The organism is Pseudomonas brassicacearum, assembly GCF_003732265.1.
GTDB classification, from domain to species: Bacteria; Pseudomonadota; Gammaproteobacteria; order Pseudomonadales; family Pseudomonadaceae; genus Aquipseudomonas; species Aquipseudomonas brassicacearum_D.
The window spans coordinates 1,046,091-1,063,791 of sequence record NZ_MOBK01000006.1 but is presented as its reverse complement, the minus strand read 5'-3'; the positions used below and the strand labels follow the sequence as shown (position 1 = coordinate 1,063,791).

The 17,701-nt window shown below is 54.4% G+C and carries 18 protein-coding genes; 9 read left to right on the top strand and 9 right to left on the bottom strand.

Annotated elements, in window-relative coordinates; genetic code table 11:
* Positions 1-74 precede the first annotated feature (74 nt).
* Both BK660_RS17855 and BK660_RS17850 read left to right on the top strand, forming a co-directional pair.
* Complete coding sequence (locus BK660_RS17855; protein WP_123434361.1) at positions 75-779, top strand: murein L,D-transpeptidase catalytic domain family protein; 705 nt, start codon at positions 75-77, stop codon at positions 777-779.
* 185 nt (positions 780-964) lie between these two features.
* A complete protein-coding gene (locus BK660_RS17850; protein WP_123434360.1) occupies positions 965-1,750 on the top strand; it encodes a transporter substrate-binding domain-containing protein in 786 nt (261 codons plus the stop codon).
* Between the two features lie 64 nt (positions 1,751-1,814).
* Here BK660_RS17850 and BK660_RS17845 read toward each other — a convergent pair whose 3' ends face one another.
* The gene (locus tag BK660_RS17845) at positions 1,815-2,033 is read right to left on the bottom strand and encodes a hypothetical protein (protein WP_123434359.1); all 219 of its coding nucleotides are present in this window, start codon (positions 2,031-2,033) and stop codon (positions 1,815-1,817) included.
* 303 nt (positions 2,034-2,336) lie between these two features.
* Here BK660_RS17845 and BK660_RS17840 point away from each other — a divergent pair, with 303 nt between their 5' ends.
* Positions 2,337-2,942 carry a transglycosylase SLT domain-containing protein gene (locus tag BK660_RS17840; protein ID WP_123434358.1) on the top strand — a complete coding sequence of 202 codons (606 nt, stop codon included), beginning with the start codon at positions 2,337-2,339 and terminating at the stop codon, positions 2,940-2,942.
* A 74-nt stretch (positions 2,943-3,016) separates the two neighbouring features.
* Here BK660_RS17840 and BK660_RS17835 read toward each other — a convergent pair whose 3' ends face one another.
* Complete coding sequence (locus tag BK660_RS17835) at positions 3,017-3,676, bottom strand: hypothetical protein (RefSeq protein ID WP_123434357.1); 660 nt, start codon at positions 3,674-3,676, stop codon at positions 3,017-3,019.
* 180 nt (positions 3,677-3,856) lie between these two features.
* Between BK660_RS17835 and dusA the strand changes: the two genes are divergently transcribed.
* Positions 3,857-4,852, top strand: a complete 996-nt coding sequence (dusA, locus tag BK660_RS17830; RefSeq protein ID WP_123434356.1) for a tRNA dihydrouridine(20/20a) synthase DusA — start codon at positions 3,857-3,859, stop codon at positions 4,850-4,852.
* A gap of 47 nt (positions 4,853-4,899) precedes the next feature.
* On the opposite strand, the gene BK660_RS17825 is transcribed toward dusA, so the two are convergent.
* A complete protein-coding gene (locus BK660_RS17825; RefSeq protein ID WP_123434355.1) occupies positions 4,900-5,733 on the bottom strand; it encodes an undecaprenyl-diphosphate phosphatase in 834 nt (277 codons plus the stop codon).
* A 497-nt stretch (positions 5,734-6,230) separates the two neighbouring features.
* On the opposite strand from BK660_RS17825, the gene BK660_RS17820 reads away from it, so the two are divergent.
* The 4 genes from BK660_RS17820 to BK660_RS17805 all read left to right on the top strand — a co-directional run bounded on the left by BK660_RS17820 (position 6,231) and on the right by BK660_RS17805 (position 10,212).
* Positions 6,231-6,971 carry a winged helix-turn-helix domain-containing protein gene (locus tag BK660_RS17820; protein ID WP_123434354.1) on the top strand — a complete coding sequence of 247 codons (741 nt, stop codon included), beginning with the start codon at positions 6,231-6,233 and terminating at the stop codon, positions 6,969-6,971.
* Positions 6,972-7,000: 29 nt separating this feature from the next.
* Entirely contained in the window at positions 7,001-7,762 is a 762-nt protein-coding gene (locus BK660_RS17815) for an EAL domain-containing protein (RefSeq protein ID WP_123434353.1), read from the top strand.
* A 29-nt stretch (positions 7,763-7,791) separates the two neighbouring features.
* Complete coding sequence (locus BK660_RS17810; RefSeq protein WP_123434352.1) at positions 7,792-8,466, top strand: winged helix-turn-helix domain-containing protein; 675 nt, start codon at positions 7,792-7,794, stop codon at positions 8,464-8,466.
* A gap of 351 nt (positions 8,467-8,817) precedes the next feature.
* Positions 8,818-10,212 (top strand): undecaprenyl-phosphate glucose phosphotransferase, encoded by a 1,395-nt coding sequence (locus BK660_RS17805; protein WP_123434351.1) that lies wholly within the window; start codon positions 8,818-8,820, stop codon positions 10,210-10,212.
* Positions 10,213-10,389: 177 nt separating this feature from the next.
* Here the strand turns inward: BK660_RS17805 and BK660_RS17800 are convergent, their stop codons facing one another.
* The 6 genes from BK660_RS17800 to galE form a co-directional block, all read right to left on the bottom strand.
* The gene (locus BK660_RS17800; RefSeq protein ID WP_123434350.1) at positions 10,390-12,468 is read right to left on the bottom strand and encodes a YjbH domain-containing protein; all 2,079 of its coding nucleotides are present in this window, start codon (positions 12,466-12,468) and stop codon (positions 10,390-10,392) included.
* On the bottom strand, positions 12,465-13,226 hold the full coding sequence (locus BK660_RS17795) for a capsule biosynthesis GfcC family protein (protein ID WP_123434349.1): 762 nt from the start codon (positions 13,224-13,226) through the stop codon (positions 12,465-12,467). Before BK660_RS17795 ends, BK660_RS17800 begins: the two co-directional genes overlap by 4 nt.
* Complete coding sequence (locus BK660_RS17790; protein ID WP_123434348.1) at positions 13,223-13,888, bottom strand: YjbF family lipoprotein; 666 nt, start codon at positions 13,886-13,888, stop codon at positions 13,223-13,225. Before BK660_RS17790 ends, BK660_RS17795 begins: the two co-directional genes overlap by 4 nt.
* 14 nt (positions 13,889-13,902) lie before the next feature.
* Positions 13,903-15,012 (bottom strand): polysaccharide biosynthesis/export family protein, encoded by a 1,110-nt coding sequence (locus BK660_RS17785; RefSeq protein WP_473087013.1) that lies wholly within the window; start codon positions 15,010-15,012, stop codon positions 13,903-13,905.
* 86 nt (positions 15,013-15,098) lie between these two features.
* The gene (locus tag BK660_RS17780; protein ID WP_123434346.1) at positions 15,099-15,338 is read right to left on the bottom strand and encodes a hypothetical protein; all 240 of its coding nucleotides are present in this window, start codon (positions 15,336-15,338) and stop codon (positions 15,099-15,101) included.
* Positions 15,339-15,474: 136 nt separating this feature from the next.
* Positions 15,475-16,497: a UDP-glucose 4-epimerase GalE gene (galE, locus tag BK660_RS17775; protein ID WP_123434345.1), complete on the bottom strand. Its 1,023-nt coding sequence runs from the start codon at positions 16,495-16,497 to the stop codon at positions 15,475-15,477.
* A gap of 308 nt (positions 16,498-16,805) precedes the next feature.
* On the opposite strand from galE, the gene galU reads away from it, so the two are divergent.
* Positions 16,806-17,639: a UTP--glucose-1-phosphate uridylyltransferase GalU gene (gene galU / locus BK660_RS17770; protein WP_123434344.1), complete on the top strand. Its 834-nt coding sequence runs from the start codon at positions 16,806-16,808 to the stop codon at positions 17,637-17,639.
* Positions 17,640-17,701: the final 62 nt, after the last annotated feature.

Here is a 17,701-nt window from a genome sequence, read left to right as displayed (position 1 = left end):
CCTTAATCTCCCGCATTCACTCGCTAGCTTCCCACGCACTGCTAGACTCGAACTTAACATGATGAGACATCTATATGGCGCTACTACGTTTTGGCCTTCCATTGGCGGCCCTGCTATTGACTGCAATGTCCGTACCGTCAGCCTACGCCGATTCGCTGGCCGCCGCCCTCGTCAAAGCAGCGCCGGGTGCCGACGCAAAAGTCATTAACCTGGCCGTCCGCGCTTCACAATGCAGCATCGCTCAAGGCGCAGCCCCTGTCCAAAGGCTTGCGATCATCGACTATTCCCTGCCCTCCACCGAACAACGGTTGTGGGTGTTCGACCTTAAAAAACGCAAGTTGCTGTTCCATGAACTGGTGGCCCACGGCCGAAACAGCGGCGAGAACATGGCCGTCAACTTCTCCAATCAAAACGAAAGCTTCGCCACCAGTCTCGGCTTGTACCGGACACAGTCAAGTTATGTCGGGCAAAACGGTTACTCGCTGCGCATGGAAGGCCTGGAACCGGGTTTCAACGACAACGCCTTTGACCGGGCGATCGTGATTCACGGCGCACCCTATGTGAATCCAATGCTGGCCCGGGTCAATGGGCGGATTGGCCGAAGCCTCGGCTGCCCGGCAGTCCGGCCGGCGATTGCGCATCGGCTGATTGATTCGATGAAAGATGGGCAGCTGTTGTTCTCTTACTATCCGGATCAGCGCTGGTTGAAAACCTCTTCGTATATCAACTGCGGCAGTGGCACGGTTGCATCGGCGTCCAAATCGACCATCCGCAAGTAAACATCACTGCCCCCTCCTCAGTCTTCTGAAAGACAGCCCTCTCAGTCTCGCCGTCAACTCAATGTTGACGGACCGGGAACAGCGACACGCGTCCCCTGGATGGTATTTAGTGTTTATTATCCGTTCGGGGACGGCTCTGCGTTAACGCCGGGCTGATGAAAATCCATCAAAAAAGTCCGAGAACAATGAAGAACATAAAAAGCACAATGATGCTCGGTGGTTTGTTCGCCCTATCGTTTGGCGTTCAGGCAGAACCCTCGCATCTGGACAGCGTCATTCAGCAACGCCAACTTCGCGTGTGCACCACAGGCGACTACAAACCCTATACCTCCAAAGCCGAGGACGGTGAATATTCAGGCATCGACATCGCCATGGCCCGATCACTGGCGGACAGCCTCGGTGCCAAAGTTGAATGGGTGCCAACCACCTGGAAAACCCTGATGCCGGACATGCTGGCGGGCAAGTGCGACATCGGCATGGGCGGTATCTCGGTGACGCTGGAACGGCAGAAAAAAGCCTTCTTCAGCACCATGCTGGACGTCGACGGCAAGATCCCGTTAGTGCGCTGTGAAGAGCAGGCGCAGTATCAAACCATCGAGCAAATCAACCAGCCATCAGTGCGCCTGGTTGAACCGGCCGGTGGCACGAACGAAGCGTTTGTTCACGCCTTCCTGCCCAAGGCGCAACTAAGCCTTCACGACAACGTGACCATCTTCCAGGAACTGCTGGATAAGAAGGCTGACGTGATGATTACTGATGCGTCGGAAGCGCTGTACCAGCAGAAACTCAAACCCGGTTTATGCGCGGTGAACCCGAGCCAGTTCATGCAGTATGGGGAAAAGGCTTACCTGCTACCGCGCGACGACATCACCTGGAAGTTGTATGTCGATCAGTGGCTGCACCTGGCCAAGGTGACGGGCAGTTACCAGAAGGTTCTAAGCCAGTGGATAGCAACGCCCGAGACTAAATAAGCCGCCAGTTCCCACACGCCATCTCAGGCAAATCGCAAAACGGCGGAAACACTTCCGCCGTTAGCTAATCGTCGTGCAACAAACCCGAACTGTACTCGCCGAAACTGTTGCCGAGCGCACTGCCATGTACATTCATCTTGCCGGGATTGTTGGTCGGCCCCGGGCCAAAACCGGCAGAAGGCAGCGTGGCTTCCGAATACTCGCTATGGGTACTTGCACCCGAACAGGCGCTCAACAGCACTGCACCACCGATTAGCACGACTTTGATGAGATTCGAGATCATTTTTCAGTTCCCTGTGGGGTGGAGGGCGCGGTGATACGAGGTTGAGTTGTCATCCTAGGCTGCAATTTCGCGGGGGATTATGAAACTTTGCGGGGCGACAGCGTTGGTTCAGGATTCGCAGTTTTGGGTCGGTTCAATGGTCGCAGGACGTTACAAAGCCAACCGCCTAACGGGTGACCCCATCCAGCCGAATAACATCAGACGTTGCAAGCGGTGCTTTGCTCCACGCGAGCAACGAGCAACGAGCAACGAGCAACATAGATGGGCTGACTGTCGCCCTTACTCTTTTCCGAGACACGATGAATGAAGCAATGGCGAACATGGCTACCTGTATTGATGCTGCTGACCTTGACGGGCTGCGCAACGCCACCACCCAAAGATCAGAACAACCTCTGCAATATCTATCGTGAATACCCTGACTGGTATGAAGACTCGCTGAAGATGCAGGAGAAGTGGGGCACGCCTCAACATGTGGCGATGGCCATCATGAAGCAAGAAAGCAGTTTTATTTCCGATGCCTTGCCACCTCGCGACTACCTGCTGTGGGTTATCCCTTGGGGTCGAGTCAGTTCCGCCTACGGCTATGCGCAAGCGCAAGACCCGGTGTGGGGCGAGTACAAAAGCGGCACCGGCAATGGCGGCTCGCGTGACAACTTTGATGACGCGATCATGTTCATCGGCTGGTACACAACCGGCACCCAGCGCCAACTCGGGATCTCCAAATGGGATGCTTATAACCAGTATCTGGCGTACCACGAGGGCCGTGGGGGTTATCGTAACGGCACCTATCTCGCCAAGCCTTGGCTGATGCAGGTAGCGCGCAAAGTAGAGCAACAATCACAGAGTTATAATTCGCAGCTCAAGCTTTGTCGTCAGGCGCTGGAAGATGATCGTAGTTGGTTTTTTTGAGTGGGGCGCTCGGCGAGTGTGTACGAGAAAAGGGGCGGACCTGTTTAATACGTCGCCCCCTTTCAGTTCAAAATTCAAAAAGCCTCAACCGGCTTCTTAGCCGCCTGAATAATCTTATTAGCCTCTAACCGCGGAAACGAAAACCGAATCAACAACCCCGCGTCAGCCCCTTCCCCCGCAAGCACCAATTCAGCAGACCTCGTATTCTCAGCCGATGCATTCAACGCGCCAATCGCATTCGACTGCCCTTTGGCATTCACACCTTCCAGGAACGTATAGGTCAAATTCCCGGAGGTCAGGCCGACCTGTTCAAAGTTGGCTAACTTCGCGGTCAACTCGTCTTTGCTGCTCACCTTCTTCGCGACTTCGACCACGTCCAGCATCGACTTGTCATCGGTCATGGAAACCAATGTAAAGGTCTTGGAAAGACCTGCGATGGCTTTGCCATACAAATCCTGATCGAACGGGCTGATCAACGACACCATGATCAGCTTGTCACCCGAGAACACCAATGCGACGGTGAATTTCTCTTCGAGGAAGTCAACGTCGTCGATGCACCTTGCCGTTCCGCCGACATCTTCAGAGCAGTCGTAGTAACCCGCAGCTTCGGTGTAGTTCACGAGGGGGGATTGATAGACGTAATTCTTGAAGAGCTTATCTTCGGCGGCCGCGCTTTGTGCGAATACAAAAATGCTGGCGGTGACTAAAGCAAGCGACGCAATTTTCTTGAGCATGGGATCCCTTCCTCGAACAGCTTTTTAATTAGTAGCCAGATGCTATCAGTCCGTCTAATGGCTGTCTTGCTCAATACCGTTCCTGGCATCCGAAGGATTAACCTCGCACGACTCGCCTCAACCCAACCAACCCATTCCTGATAAACTCCCGCCTTTCGCCCCACCGATTCCAGACCTCCAATGCCCCCAATCACTGCCACACCCGCCCCGCTCTCCCGCCGCTTCTCCGTCGCCCCGATGATGGATTGGACTGATAGACACTGTCGTTTTTTCCTACGCCTATTGTCGAAAAACGCCCTCCTCTACACTGAAATGGTCACCACCGGTGCGCTGCTCAACGGCGATCACGAGCGCTTCCTCCGTCACAACGAAGCCGAACATCCGCTCGCCCTGCAACTCGGTGGCAGTGTCCCGCTGGACCTCGCCGCCTGCGCCCGCATGGCCCAGGAACACGGCTACGATGAGGTGAATCTTAACGTCGGCTGCCCGAGTGATCGGGTGCAGAACAATATGATCGGCGCGTGCCTGATGGGGCATCCGCAGTTGGTGGCGGATTGTGTGAAGGCGATGCGTGATGCGGTGTCGATTCCGGTGACGGTGAAGCACCGCATCGGGATCAATGGGCGGGACAGTTACGAGGAGTTGTGTGATTTCGTCGGCACGGTTCGGGATGCCGGGTGCACGAGTTTTACGGTGCATGCGCGGATTGCGATTCTGGAGGGGTTGTCGCCGAAGGAGAACCGCGACATTCCGCCCCTGCGTTATGACGTGGCGGCGCAGTTGAAGACGGATTTTCCGGAGTTGGAGATTATTCTCAACGGCGGGATCAAGACGCTGGAGGCCTGTCACGAGCATTTGCAGACGTTCGACGGCGTGATGTTGGGCCGCGAGGCGTATCACAATCCTTATGTAATGGCTGAGGTGGATCAGCAGCTGTTCGGCAGTACGGCGCCGGTGATCAGCCGCGCCGAGGCGCTGGCGCAGTTGCGGCCTTACATAGCCGCGCACATCGATGCGGGTGGCTCGATGCACCATATCACCCGGCATGTGCTGGGGCTGGGCACCGGGTTTCCGGGAGCGCGCAAGTTTCGGCAGTTGTTGTCGGTGGATATTCACAAGGCCAAAGAGCCTTTGGCCTTGCTGGATCAGGCGGCGGAGTTACTTGAGGGGCGTTAACGGTTAGCGAGAAACCAGGCTGCATTTCCCGCAGCCTGGTGTAAGTGTCAGAGCGCTGCCGCCTCAGTCCAGTTAACCCAGCCGAATGTCCAGGTTGCCAGGATCAACAAACCAAATGCGATCCGGTACCAGGCGAATACGGCGTAACTGTGGCTGGCGATGAACTTGAGCAGGCCGCGCACAGCAATCATGGCGAAAAAGAACGCGGTGACAAAACCCAGGGCAAACACTGGCAGGTCGTCGGCCTGGAAAAGGTCCCGATACTTGTAGCCTGAATAGACGGCGGCACCAACCATGGTTGGCATGGCCAGGAAGAACGAAAACTCGGTGGCAGCCTTGCGTGACAGACCAAACAGCAGCCCACCGATAATGGTCGATCCAGAGCGTGAGGTGCCCGGAATCATTGCCAGGCACTGTGCGAAGCCGACCTTCAGGGCGTCGGTCCAGCGCATGTCATCTACATGATCGACATACACCACATGTTCACGCCGCTCTGCCCACAACATGATAAAGCCGCCCACGACCAATGCCACTGCCACGGTGATGGGATTAAACAGATACTCATGGATCTTGTCGGCGAACAATACGCCCAAGACAACGGCCGGCATAAACCCGATCAACAAATTCAAGGTAAAACGTTGTGCATTACGTTGAGTTGGCAAGCCTGTGATGATCTCGAGGATCTTGCGACGAAACTCCCAGACAACCGCCAGGATTGCACCCAGTTGAATGATGATGTTGAAGGCCATTGCCCGCTGACCACCGAAGTCGAGCAAGTCCGCGACAATAATCTGATGCCCTGTACTTGATATAGGCAAAAACTCTGTCAGCCCTTCGACCACACCCAAAATCAATACCGACACACTAGTCCAAAAATCCATCAATCCTCCCCATCGAAAAAAACACATCCACTGACGTGCTTTTAATGCACCGCTAAAGAGAAAGTAAAACGTATTCAGCCGCGCATTAAAACCCAATGTTAATTATTGTCCACCATCACAACTAACAACCCTGATGTTATGCACGGCTTAATGCTAGTTAGTTCAGCACCAAAGAAAAGCTCAAACCGACATGTCAAGTAACCAAGTGCTGATCATTCATAACACTCAACCCACAAAGTCATTCAGCGACTGCGTTTACCGGAGCACAGCGTATTGAGCTGGAAAGGCGGGACAACAAGCTGATAGATGGCACAATGACATTCTTTTGCCAGCCACCATCAATCACACAGTAGCGCAATGTTTGCTAACAAATTCACCAGCAATGTTAAAAAAATGTGATGCCAGCGAGAAAACCCCATGAAATGTTACCAATTGTCAGTCACAGATGAGAATCAGTGCTTTAACATCCAAATGTCAGCACCCAGCCGAGTCAAAGCATGATGCTTACAGGGAAAATAACGACTACCAGCCACAGTCACGCGAAGGAGGTGACCGGTATTCTCACCATTGGGCGGACCCAAACGTTAGTGGAGGGCTTTAAGACTTTAGTAGCAAACCACGTCCCGAATGATATACCTGTTGATACAATGTGCTACAGCAACTCTTTTAGAAAAAATCAAGACTCTCATTCATACCGAGCAGTCTTCATTGTCATTGACAGCCCTCAGGCGTTTGTTGAAAGCCTTGCCCTCGTTGAAAATATGCGTGCTGACAACCATGCACTCATTATTTTTGTAGCGTTTACCGGTAGAGGCACTTACAACAAGATGAAATATTATCTTGCCGGGGCCGACTATTGTATTAAGTTTGGTACTTTGACTGACGAAAACCCGGACGTACTTTCCGAGTTTTTTAATAGCGCGGAATGGCAGAAGCAGCATAATTTGCTCCTGGACCCCACTCGCATGTGCCTGATTGGAGACTATAAAAGACTGGATGTATCGTTTCCGGAAATGAAGATTCTAGAAGCATTTACCGGCACAAAAAACCAGATATTAAGCCACGATGAAATCGCCAAAATCATGGGGCTTAATATTAATTTTTATGATCCAAGGGCCTTGGAAAAGTCCATCAGCCGCCTTCGCGGAAAGATAAAAGGCCTGTATGGCACGAATGCCATTCAAAGTATTCGTGGTCATGGATATCGTTTAATCAGGGGTCTGATCTCGACCGCCTGATGATTAGTATGTAAGGGAGTTATAGCAGTATGAACGCAACGGGGAGCGCGTCTCACTTCTATCGTGCGAGTCATTATTTGTCTCGACAATTGATCCTCACTCGCGATGACTGCCCATTTGGCAGCGAGATCAGAATACAGTTTGACGACAGTCAGGTTCCGCCCGCTCGTGCCGCCTGTGCGTCAGCGATGCAGCAGATGAGTGACATCTACAGTGAAGTACTGATGCAAACCCGGCTGATTGCCTTTTCGCTAAAAGACCGCAATGTCTCAAGCGAAAATAAATACCTGAGCCGACGATTCGTTTGCGTAGGGCAATCAGATCTCGCCAGTTCTGCACTCACCGAAGAGCTGATCCAGTGCAACGATGCGCTGAGCAATTTTGGCCAGACACTGGCTGTCGCACTCAATGAGCTGCCTCTTTCGGCGGTGAGTTTCACCGACAAAAAGAAAATCCTCAATAACATCTATCTGTTGAAAGATCATGGGATTGAGATTGCTTTCGATGGCTATGACATTCACGACGAAAGTATCGAAATCTTTACCACCCTGAATCTATTCGACTATATAAAAATCCCCCTTTCAACCCTAGACTTGAACCTTAAACAGACTGGCAACCCTGAGTTATTCAATCGACTCCACGAACGCATGACCATGCTGACTCACACCACCAAAGTCGCCTTTATAGCCGACAGAGTCGAGCAGGCTGCCAGTCATATACTGGCACGCGCGTTGCCTTTTGATTACTTCCAAGGGAGCCATTACTCCCCTGCCGATACCCTTTTGAATTAAAACCGAAAGTGCACTTCAGGAGAGAAGACATGGAAAGCAGCACACCCCTCCCCAGAAAATATTTTGTCGTCGTCACTCACAGCTCGGCATTACAACTTGAGCTTGAAGAGTTGCTGTCTAACGAGAAATACAACTCATTTGGCACCTCACAGGCAAAAATGTTTGTCGAAGGTGTTGTCCCACCCTCTTCAGCCCCTAAACTCACGGAGTTTTTTTCCCCTCACCTGGACAGTATTGTCCCGCCTGTTATCAAACGTGATACACAGCGTATGCTTTCATCATTCGAATCCGAGTGGCGAACAGCCCAGTCCGATACACGGTTTAATAACAGCAACTCTCGTGCCGATGAAGCCTCGGACGCCATGTACAGGGCGACCAAACCACTCAATCCCCATACAGAAGCCTGGCGATTGAGCAATGGCAGCGGCGCATTGATCAAAGATGACATCGAGGTTGTCTTGACTGGCCTGGAGGCCACGCTGGTCAAAAAGATGCTCAACCATGATGATCGCGTCGTCAGTAAAGATGATCTTATTCGGAGCATCGGCAGAGAACCCGAACATTATCGCGGTCTCGAGATGTGCCTTAGCCGATTACAGGAAAAGTTTAAAAATGCCAGTAACGGCGAACGCCTGTTCCGAGCGGTCAGGAATCGAGGGTATTGCCTGATACAAAAAATCATACGAGGAAAAAGCCACACCTGATCAAACGCAATGACCCTGCGGGTAGTGCATTACAAAAATAAGAAAGCACCCTATGTCACCCCCTTCAAAGCTCAAACACCCCCTCCAGCAACTCCACGCAATCCAACTTACACTTATCGACTTTTTCTAACAACACGCCACCCAAGGTTAACAGTCACCAACACTAACTCCCCGTTAGAAGTCGTCAGACAGCCCTCTTCCCAATAAATTAATCTATTCACTGGCGAGCGCACCGCATAGTGGCACTTCGCTCACTAATGCTTTGCCATCTTATAAAAATAATAACGTTTGCTTCATCAACTTTGGCTGTTGTCTGTCGACGCGCGAATGGACGTATTTTGGGGATATCGCATGGTTAACAATCTTCGTATCAATCGAAATACCCACCTCAAAGGATTGACCTTCTGGGGACAATGGGCACTGGGTCAGGGCTTTGTAGTTGCCCTGTTGTTTTCATTGGTTTATTACCACACCGGAACGGTAGAGTTCTATTATCGGGTCTGCGCAATTCTTGCTGTACTTGCTTCGGTTCCCGCCTATACATGGTGCGGCGTCTATGCAAAGAAAGATAACTATCTGACGGGCTTGGGACGTTTGTTCATGGGTTGGTCAATGACATTGGCCGCGTTAGCCTGTGTGGCGTTTATCTGTAAGGCTGACGAACTGTTTTCTCGTCAACTTATCCTGGTATGGGCCGCCGGCGGCTACATCGGGCAAGCGCTGTTGTACGTCCCGCTGCACGGGTTCTCGCAATACTATCAACGGTCGCTTCAAAGCGAGCACAAGACCCTGATCGTAGGGACTGGCGAGCTGGCATTGGGACTGGCACGCAAACTCCGCAGCCTGGAGCACTTCCCCCTGGTGGGCCTGGTCAGCACGGACACCACGCTCCCGCCGGCGCCGGGTTCACCGCGCATCGTGGGCCCGCAGGAGCAACTGTTGGAGTTGATCGAAACCCATGACATCCGACGTTTGTACATTACGTTGCCCCTGAGTGAAGCGGCAAAAATCGAGGCCATGTATATCGATTTGCTGGGCGCCAACGTAGACGTGGTCTGGGTGCCGGACTTGAACAGTCTGACGCTGCTCAATCACTCAGTAAGAGTCGTGGATGGCTTGCCGGCGATCTACCTGAATGAAAGTCCGTTGACCAGCCAACCCACCGCTGCACTGAGTAAAAGCCTGCTGGAAAAGAGCGTGGCGCTGTTGGCCATTGTCCTTTTAAGCCCACTGTTGTTGCTCATTGCCCTGGCCGTGAAACTCAACTCGCCAGGCCCGGTGTTCTTCAAACAGGACCGTCACGGCTGGAATGGCAAGGTGATCCAGGTCTGGAAGTTTCGCTCGATGCGCGTGCACGATGATCATGAGGTCAAGCAGGCCAGTCGTAACGATTCGCGGATTACCCCGGTTGGACGTTTTATCCGCCGTACTTCGCTCGATGAACTGCCGCAACTGATCAATGTGCTGCAAGGCCACATGGCATTGGTCGGACCCCGTCCGCACGCTGTTGCACACAACAACTACTACTCCGGGAAAATCCTCGCCTACATGGCCCGTCACCGAATCAAACCGGGGATTACCGGGCTGGCTCAAATCAACGGTTGCCGCGGCGAGACCGACACCCTCGACAAGATGCAGAAACGCGTAGAGATCGACCTTAAGTACATCAACAACTGGTCGTTGTGGCTGGACCTGAAGATCCTGGTGAAGACGCCCTTCACCTTGCTGTCCAAAGACATTTATTGATGGCTTGGTAGACAGACACAAGCAACACAACAAGGGGACGCAAGTCCCCTTTTTCATGGGTGTCTTTCAGGTAGCAATGCTGATTCAAGAGTGGGATAGCGCAGAGAACTCCGCGCCAGGTCTTGCAGTTGATACGGACGATCTACAGCGTCAGTTGCGCTGTAGATCGCCCGCCTTTCACTCGGTGATCTTGTCGAAGTTGCGATAGAACAAGTCGCTGTCGCGGCTCTCGGTCATGGCGTGCAGCGAGTAGCTGCGATTGAGCCGCGCACCACCGTCCCGGGTCAGCGGTGACCAGACGATATTGGCGCGACGCATCGTCGACATACTCATCATTTCGTCGAACGGAATGGAGATATAAATGCCCTTGTCGAAACTGCCTTCGCCGTATTCCTCGCTGGTTGCGGTGGTCAACGTGGCCCAGGCGCCGAATTTCACACCATTGTTGAACTGCCGTGACAAGTCGAGTGTGGCGCCCCAATCCCGCGCCAGATAACGGCCGACGCTGATGGCCGCCTGGGATTCGAACGGCAAATCGGTATAACCGGTGATGTGGCCGGTAACGGTCGAGTAGTCCCGCAGGCCAAAACCTTGGTCAAACTCACGCTGACGCACGTAGTTCAGGTCCGCGCCGACAGACCAGCCCTCCCCCATTGGACGGAACAGCACTTCACCGCCAACACCGGCAAACATCGATTCCAGGTAACCACCGTAGACCATGCCATACAGGTCTTTATCCAACTGCTCGGCATGACTGAGCTGGAACATCGGCATCGTCACATCCGAGGTCGTCAGGTACTTGCGCAGGTCCGTCCTCACCCGGGGCAAGCCGCTCGGCGCGTCGTAGGTGAAGTGGTCGTAGTTGTTCGCCAGATTGGCACTGAGCAGGCCGCTCCACCAGGTATTGCGCGTGAAGCGGTACTCGGCGTCCGCATCGGCAGTCAGTTGATAGAGCAAACCATCCGGGCCACCGACGTTCTGTTTGTAACCCAGCCCGAGGCCGTAGTTGAAGGGTTTGAGCTTCCCGGTATAGAGCGTGGTCTCCCGGTGCGGCACCGGCGCATTGACCTCGGTCGTACGGTGCAGGCTTTGCAGCGGCTCTTGATTGTTGACCACTTCGCGAAAGGTCTCGCGAGGCACACTGGTTTCGTCCAGCGGCATGTCGTAGCGCTTGTTCACCAAGGTAAACCAGTCGATATCGTCGTTGACGCTGTTGTCCAGAATCCGGCTGGCGCGGCCGACAGCTTTGGCCGAATAAAAATAGTTCGACTGTTCGCCGTACACCAAAAGCTCGGAGCCGCGCTGGGCAATACGTTCAACGTTGTAGCCCGCATTTTTCTGCAGCCGTTGGGACACGTTGGCCCAGTTGACCTGGTCCGGCGCAGTGGCCGGTGCATGCGCCGGCAGACGCTCCGCGGGTGGATCGTAGGTCTTGGCCGGTGCCTTGCGGCTGACGAAGTTGGTGTGCAAGGTGATGCCGAACATGGCGGTATTGCCGCGTTCCCAGCCAGCGCTGAGATCAACCGAATCGGTCAGCTTGAACACGGCACCGATGTTCACCGGCGAGTCCTGCTTGATCTGGTTGTCCTTTGGCTCGTTCTTGTAGTCGTTGCCTTCGTATTCGAGTTTCAGGCTGAGCGGCTCCCAGGGTGTCTGGTAGGTCACGCCGCCGAACAACGAAGGCCGTCCGCGGAAGTAGGCATTGGTATTGACGTCGCCGGTACCCTCACTGGCTGGCCGGGTCTTGAAGCGATCATCCAACCAGCCCAACGGGTTATCGAAATCGCCGCGATTGCCCAGGTAACCCCAGGCAACACCCGCGCTGAAATCGAAGTCGTCATAGCGCTTGTTGGCAACCACGAACTCGCTGGAGAACAGACCGGTACCGCCGACGTCGCGAAACCCCACGGCCAACTCGGGCGCCCAGTGGCTTTCTTGCCACAGGCGCAGCTTGAGGTCCACGGCCTTGTCTTTATAGCTCTGGTCGCCACTCAACGACTCAGGGCCGTATTTGCGGTTGGTGATCGCGGTGTAGCGAAACGAGCCTTCCAGCCACTCAAAGGGCTGCAAGGACACGCTGTAGCGGCTATAGGGGCTGGTTCGACTGGCATTCACGCTCAGCTCACCGGCCGGCGCCATTCGGGCCGTCGGCGTCTGCATCAAACCCACGCCGCCGAAATCATTCTGGGTAAATCGCGGCTCTCCATGAGCCAGACCACAAGGCAACAACAGTACTGCAGCAAAACGTAAATTCAAGGAACCACCCCAGCCAGTTGCGTGGCAAGAAATTCGGCCAACTGCTGATTCAGTTCAGGTATAGGCGGACTAAGATCATCGTTTTTGACAGGGACCAGGATTTTGCTGCCGGCCGCAGGCACCTGCCCGCTCTCGCGATTCCACGGCGCAATGCCAACCCGGCGAGTGACGCCATCGGGCTGAATGATCCACAGGTAATCGGCTTCAGCATCGGCAAGCGGCGAACACCCTTGCAGGTAATCCCGCGCCTCCTGCATCGCGCGATACGCGAGCCGGCACGGTTCGGCGACAGCGCCCAGCACTTCAACCACGTCGGAGCGCATCGGGTAGATCAGGCTGTCGCCGTCGGCCACGCGCAAATTGAGCGCGAACCCGACTTCGACCGAGACCGGGTCCAGCACGGCCACCTGGCGCCCCGTGACAGGCAATTGGCTGACTTGCTCGTACAAGCGCAACGCCAGCGCCGCCCGACTCGGTCGATCCAGGAGCAGCGCGGTACGCTGCAGCACTTTCAAATCGAACAAGACACCGGTTTTAAGCCGAGCCTGCTCTTCGAGCAAGGGCCGTCGCAGCCAGGCCGCCGCCAGCCAGTAGCCTTCTGGATTGGGTTGCGCAACGCGCATCACATCCAGCACGCGAGCACCGGGTTGCAGTTCCACCCACCCCGGATTGCGCACATCACCACTGACGGAAACTGCCGCGCTCACACCGCCGGAGATCAACCACAGGCACGTCCATAACACCTTGGGAAACTTCAACGGACAGTCCTGCGTTCAGAGGTCAGCTGAACGATCTTTACCCTGAGTTGCGCAGTCAGTTGCTGCTCGCTCTGCAGGATGAAACCGTTCTGCGGATTGACCCAATAATGATTGGTTGCGTGCAGACCAATAGCCGGTGCATCAATACGCTCATCGACACGCATCACAGCGTATTCCTTGTCCAGAATCCTGATGGTTTCCATGGGGTGTCGCGTGAAGCGACTGTTCACGGCAATCCCCACTTCATAGCCGTGATAGAGATCGATCCAGCGCTGGCTGGTGTAGCCATCGGGCAACGAATGCAGCCCTTGCTTGAACGGCGAGACCGCTTCAAAACGGGTCCCGTCCAGATCCCCGTCGAAGCCCAGTCCGACACTGCGAACGGCCAGGCCATCGCGCAGTAACAGCACCTGCTTGCCGGACGCGACCCAGTACTGCAAGTCACCGCGTTCACGCACCATCGCCAACACCCCTACGCCGGAAGGGGTGGTCAGTTTGAGTTGGGGGTAGTGAACTTCGGCGACTTGCGCCGGGGTCAATTCCAGGTCATCAGGCCCGCCGGCCACGGCTTTGAAGTTCGCCAGCGTGGCCTTCATCAGCGGGTTACATCCACACAACAGCAAGGCCGCCATCAAGCAGACGCTAACTTTCAACGTTCTCACAGTTGGACCAGACCTTATCGGGAGTTAGCTTCGCTTAAGTTGTTTTGTGCGGCAGCGCCCATGCCCAGAATCGAGGCCGATGGCACCAATTGACTGATGAAGCGGTTCCAGCGAGTAACGTTGGCAGGGCCCACATAAACAATGTCCTGGGGACGAACATCGAAGTGGGTGGCGAGTGCCATGGCGGAAGGCGACTCGGCTTGCAGCTGATAGATTTTGGCGGGTTCTACATCGAGGTTTTCGACACCCCGGATGACGTACACGGCGTTGCCATTAGAGGTGGTCTGGTTCAACCCGCCTACCGAACCAATAACGTCAGAAAGATTCATCGTGCGGGTCTTGAACGTCAACGCGCGTGGCTGATTGACCTCGCCCATGACGTAAATTTTCTTGCTGTCGTTGTACGGCAGGTACAACTGATCGCCGCCTCTGAGGTAGACCTTTTGCAACTCGGCGTTCTGTTGATTGAGTGCATCAAGATTCAGCGGATACACCCGTCCGTTTCGCGTCAACAGCAACCCGGACAAGTCAGCATTAAGCGGGTCAATGCCGGCGGAACCCAAGGCTTCAACAACGTTGAGCGGATTGGTGGAAATCGCTTGCGGACCGGCTTTCAACACGGCGCCCGACACCACCACTTTCTGACTGGCAAAACGCAACACCGCGACATCCACTTGCGGGTCCGAGATGAAGGTCGACAACTTCTCGGCGATATCGGATCGCAGTTGCTGGATCGTCTTGCCAGCAGCCTGGACTTCTTTGATGTAGGGGTAATAGAGCGTGCCATCGGAACGAACCAGACGGCCGTTTGCATCGATCTGCTGTTGCGCGCCGGAAGGCGCCGTAAGCTCGGGGTGATCCCATACCGTGATGTACAAGACATCGTTGTTACCAATGCGGTACTCGGCGGGTGTGGTCAACAACTCCGGAGGAATTGACTCATGGACCTGTGTTGCCCTGTCCATGGCGATGAGCTTGGGGGTGATCGGAATCAGCTCGACCCGACTGCTTTCGCTGGCACCTTCGCGAGTGATATCACTGGTGCTCAGATGTTGCCCCGGCGAAAACATACAACCTTGCAAAGCAATACTTGCCAGCATTAAAAAAGGAACACTACGAATCATAATGGCACTACGCTATTCAAGGGCAAACCCAAAACAAGATCGCCCAGTGTTAGCCGGGCAATCTTGTATTACACGTGCGAATTTTCTTAGTTACTGGTGCCGGTTGTCCCGGTAGTACCTGTGGTGCCGGTGGTCCCGCCATTGGAACTTCCACCGCTGTTGGACGCTGCCACTGCACCGGCAACCAGCGCGGTGCTGGCCACTACAGCTTGTCCCGCCGTCACATCACCGACAACTTTGGTATCCAGCGAGAGGGCTTCTTCTTCGGCTGCGAGTGCCCAACTGCTCATCATGGACAACAAGGCTATTACCATCATCTTTTTCATATCAAACTCCTTCCTGCGAGTTCTTTATATCTACGGACTTGCCGGACGGGTTGCCAGTCAATTTTCCCGACCATAATTAACATCACGTCCTGATATAACAGTTCAGCAGAAAAACACGCCGCTGAAAGCCCGCACATCAGCCTTGATCGGTATATCCGCGAGGATGATTCGATTGCCAACGCCAGGTATCCGTCATCATCTCCTGCAGATTCCGAGTGGCCTTCCAACCCAGTTCCTTCGCCGCTTTGGAGGGATCAGCCCAACACTCGGCAACGTCGCCCGAACGTCTCGGCATCACGCGATAAGGCACCGCCCGGCCCGAAGCCTGTTCGAATGCCCGCAGTACTTCCAGAACGCTGTAACCGTTGCCGGTGCCCAGGTTCCAGATATTGATCCCGGTGCGCGTCGAGATCGTCTGCAACGCCTTGAGATGCCCGTCCGCCAAGTCGACGACGTGGATGTAATCGCGCACGCCGGTGCCATCGACGGTGGGGTAATCGTCACCGAATATCGACAATTCCTGCAGGCTGCCGACGGCAACCTGACTGATGTAAGGCACCAGATTGTTGGGGATCCCGTTGGGGTCTTCACCCATATGCCCGCTGGTGTGAGCGCCGATCGGATTGAAATAACGCAACAGCGCGATGCTCCAGCGTGGCTGCGCCGCACACAGGTCATGCAGTACGTTTTCGATGATCAGCTTGGATTGCCCGTAGGGATTGGTGGGCGTGCCCGTCGGAAAGTCTTCACGAATCGGCATCTGCTCAGGCGCGCCGTACACCGTGGCCGATGAACTGAACACCAACCGGAATACCCCGGCCGCGGCCATGGCCTGGCACAGCGTAATACTGCCGCACACGTTGGATTCGTAATACTCGAGCGGCTTGCGCACGCTCTCGCCCACGGCTTTGAGGCCGGCAAAATGCAGGACTGCATCAATGGAATGGGCCTGGAAAATCCGGTCGAGCAAGGCTCTATCGCAAACGTCCCCGTGAATCATCAATGCGGATTTCCCGCAGATGGCTTCAACGGCATGCAGGGCTGCATCTGAACTGTTGCAAAGGTTGTCCAGCACAACCACTTCGAAGCCCGCTTCAAGCAGCGCAAGTGTGGTGTGAGAACCGATATAACCGGTTCCACCCGTTACCAGAATCTTCATAGAGCGGTCCATAGTGGGGTATTGAAGTATTCAACGGCGCGCCACGCTTACAACTTTTGCCGCGCGCAATAATTGATGCCAATGACTTATTAGCACTTCACAAGAACCGACACTATTAATAGACACCGACTAAAACTAACCAAACACTCACAGGCCCGACAACTAATAACATTTACCCCATTCTGCGCATGCCATTAATTGCCATCAAACCATGTCTCAGGTATTAAAGTACAACCACCGTAAAACATCCAAACTCACGGTCACCGTCTTTTGTGTGACTGTGAACAATGTCTTTCCAGGATATATCTATGATTCGTAAATGCTTGTTCCCCGCAGCCGGCTATGGCACACGCTTCTTGCCTGCAACAAAAGCAATGCCGAAGGAAATGCTGCCGATCGTCAACAAGCCTTTAATCCAATACGCCGTTGAAGAAGCACGGGACGCTGGTTTGCAGCACATGGCCATCGTGACCGGTCGGGGCAAACGCGCACTGGAAGACCATTTCGATATCAGCTACGAACTGGAACATCAGATTCGCGGCACCGAGAAAGAAAAGTTTCTGGCCGGGACGCGCGAGCTGATCGAAACCTGCACCTTCGCCTACACCCGTCAGGTCGAAATGAAAGGCCTGGGGCACGCAATTCTCAGCGGTCGTCCCTTGATCGGTGACGAACCCTTTGCCGTGGTACTGGCGGATGACTTGTGCCTGAACCTGCAAGGTGACGGCGTACTGGCGCAGATGATCAAGCTCTACAAAAAATTCCGCTGCTCGATCGTGGCCATTCAGGAAGTCCCCCGAGATCAGACGCACAAATACGGGGTGATCGCCGGCGAGCTGATTTCCGAAGGGATCTACCGCGTCAACAGCATGGTAGAAAAACCATCCCCCGAGGACGCACCGTCCAATCTGGCAATCATTGGCCGGTACATTCTGACCCCGGATATTTTTGACCTGATCGCCGATACCCAACCTGGCAAGGGCGGCGAAATCCAGATCACCGATGCGCTCATGAAGCAGGCGCAAAATGGCTGCGTGCTGGCCTACAAGTTCGAAGGCTTGCGCTTCGATTGTGGTGGTGCAGAAGGTTATATCGACGCCACCAACTTTTGTTATGAGCAGCTGTATCTCAACGGCCTTTAACCAAACGACCCAGCCCGATCACCGCTCACCTTGCGGAGCCCTCGTCACACTCTTTCATCCAG

Bases quoted from the DNA above. Each gene is read 5' to 3' on its own strand.
- BK660_RS17785 (WP_473087013.1), bottom strand. From the start codon at position 15,012: ATGATTCGTAGTGTTCCTTTTTTAATGCTGGCAAGTATTGCTTTGCAA.
- BK660_RS17835 (WP_123434357.1), bottom strand. From the start codon at position 3,676: ATGCTCAAGAAAATTGCGTCGCTTGCTTTAGTCACCGCCAGCATTTTT.
- galU (WP_123434344.1), top strand. From the start codon at position 16,806: ATGATTCGTAAATGCTTGTTCCCCGCAGCCGGCTATGGCACACGCTTC.
- BK660_RS17850 (WP_123434360.1), top strand. From the start codon at position 965: ATGAAGAACATAAAAAGCACAATGATGCTCGGTGGTTTGTTCGCCCTA.
- BK660_RS17855 (WP_123434361.1), top strand. From the start codon at position 75: ATGGCGCTACTACGTTTTGGCCTTCCATTGGCGGCCCTGCTATTGACT.
- BK660_RS17780 (WP_123434346.1), bottom strand. From the start codon at position 15,338: ATGAAAAAGATGATGGTAATAGCCTTGTTGTCCATGATGAGCAGTTGG.
- galE (WP_123434345.1), bottom strand. From the start codon at position 16,497: ATGAAGATTCTGGTAACGGGTGGAACCGGTTATATCGGTTCTCACACC.
- BK660_RS17820 (WP_123434354.1), top strand. From the start codon at position 6,231: ATGATGCTTACAGGGAAAATAACGACTACCAGCCACAGTCACGCGAAG.
- BK660_RS17825 (WP_123434355.1), bottom strand. From the start codon at position 5,733: ATGGATTTTTGGACTAGTGTGTCGGTATTGATTTTGGGTGTGGTCGAA.
- BK660_RS17840 (WP_123434358.1), top strand. From the start codon at position 2,337: ATGAAGCAATGGCGAACATGGCTACCTGTATTGATGCTGCTGACCTTG.
- BK660_RS17810 (WP_123434352.1), top strand. From the start codon at position 7,792: ATGGAAAGCAGCACACCCCTCCCCAGAAAATATTTTGTCGTCGTCACT.
- BK660_RS17805 (WP_123434351.1), top strand. From the start codon at position 8,818: ATGGTTAACAATCTTCGTATCAATCGAAATACCCACCTCAAAGGATTG.
- BK660_RS17845 (WP_123434359.1), bottom strand. From the start codon at position 2,033: ATGATCTCGAATCTCATCAAAGTCGTGCTAATCGGTGGTGCAGTGCTG.
- BK660_RS17815 (WP_123434353.1), top strand. From the start codon at position 7,001: ATGAACGCAACGGGGAGCGCGTCTCACTTCTATCGTGCGAGTCATTAT.
- dusA (WP_123434356.1), top strand. From the start codon at position 3,857: ATGCCCCCAATCACTGCCACACCCGCCCCGCTCTCCCGCCGCTTCTCC.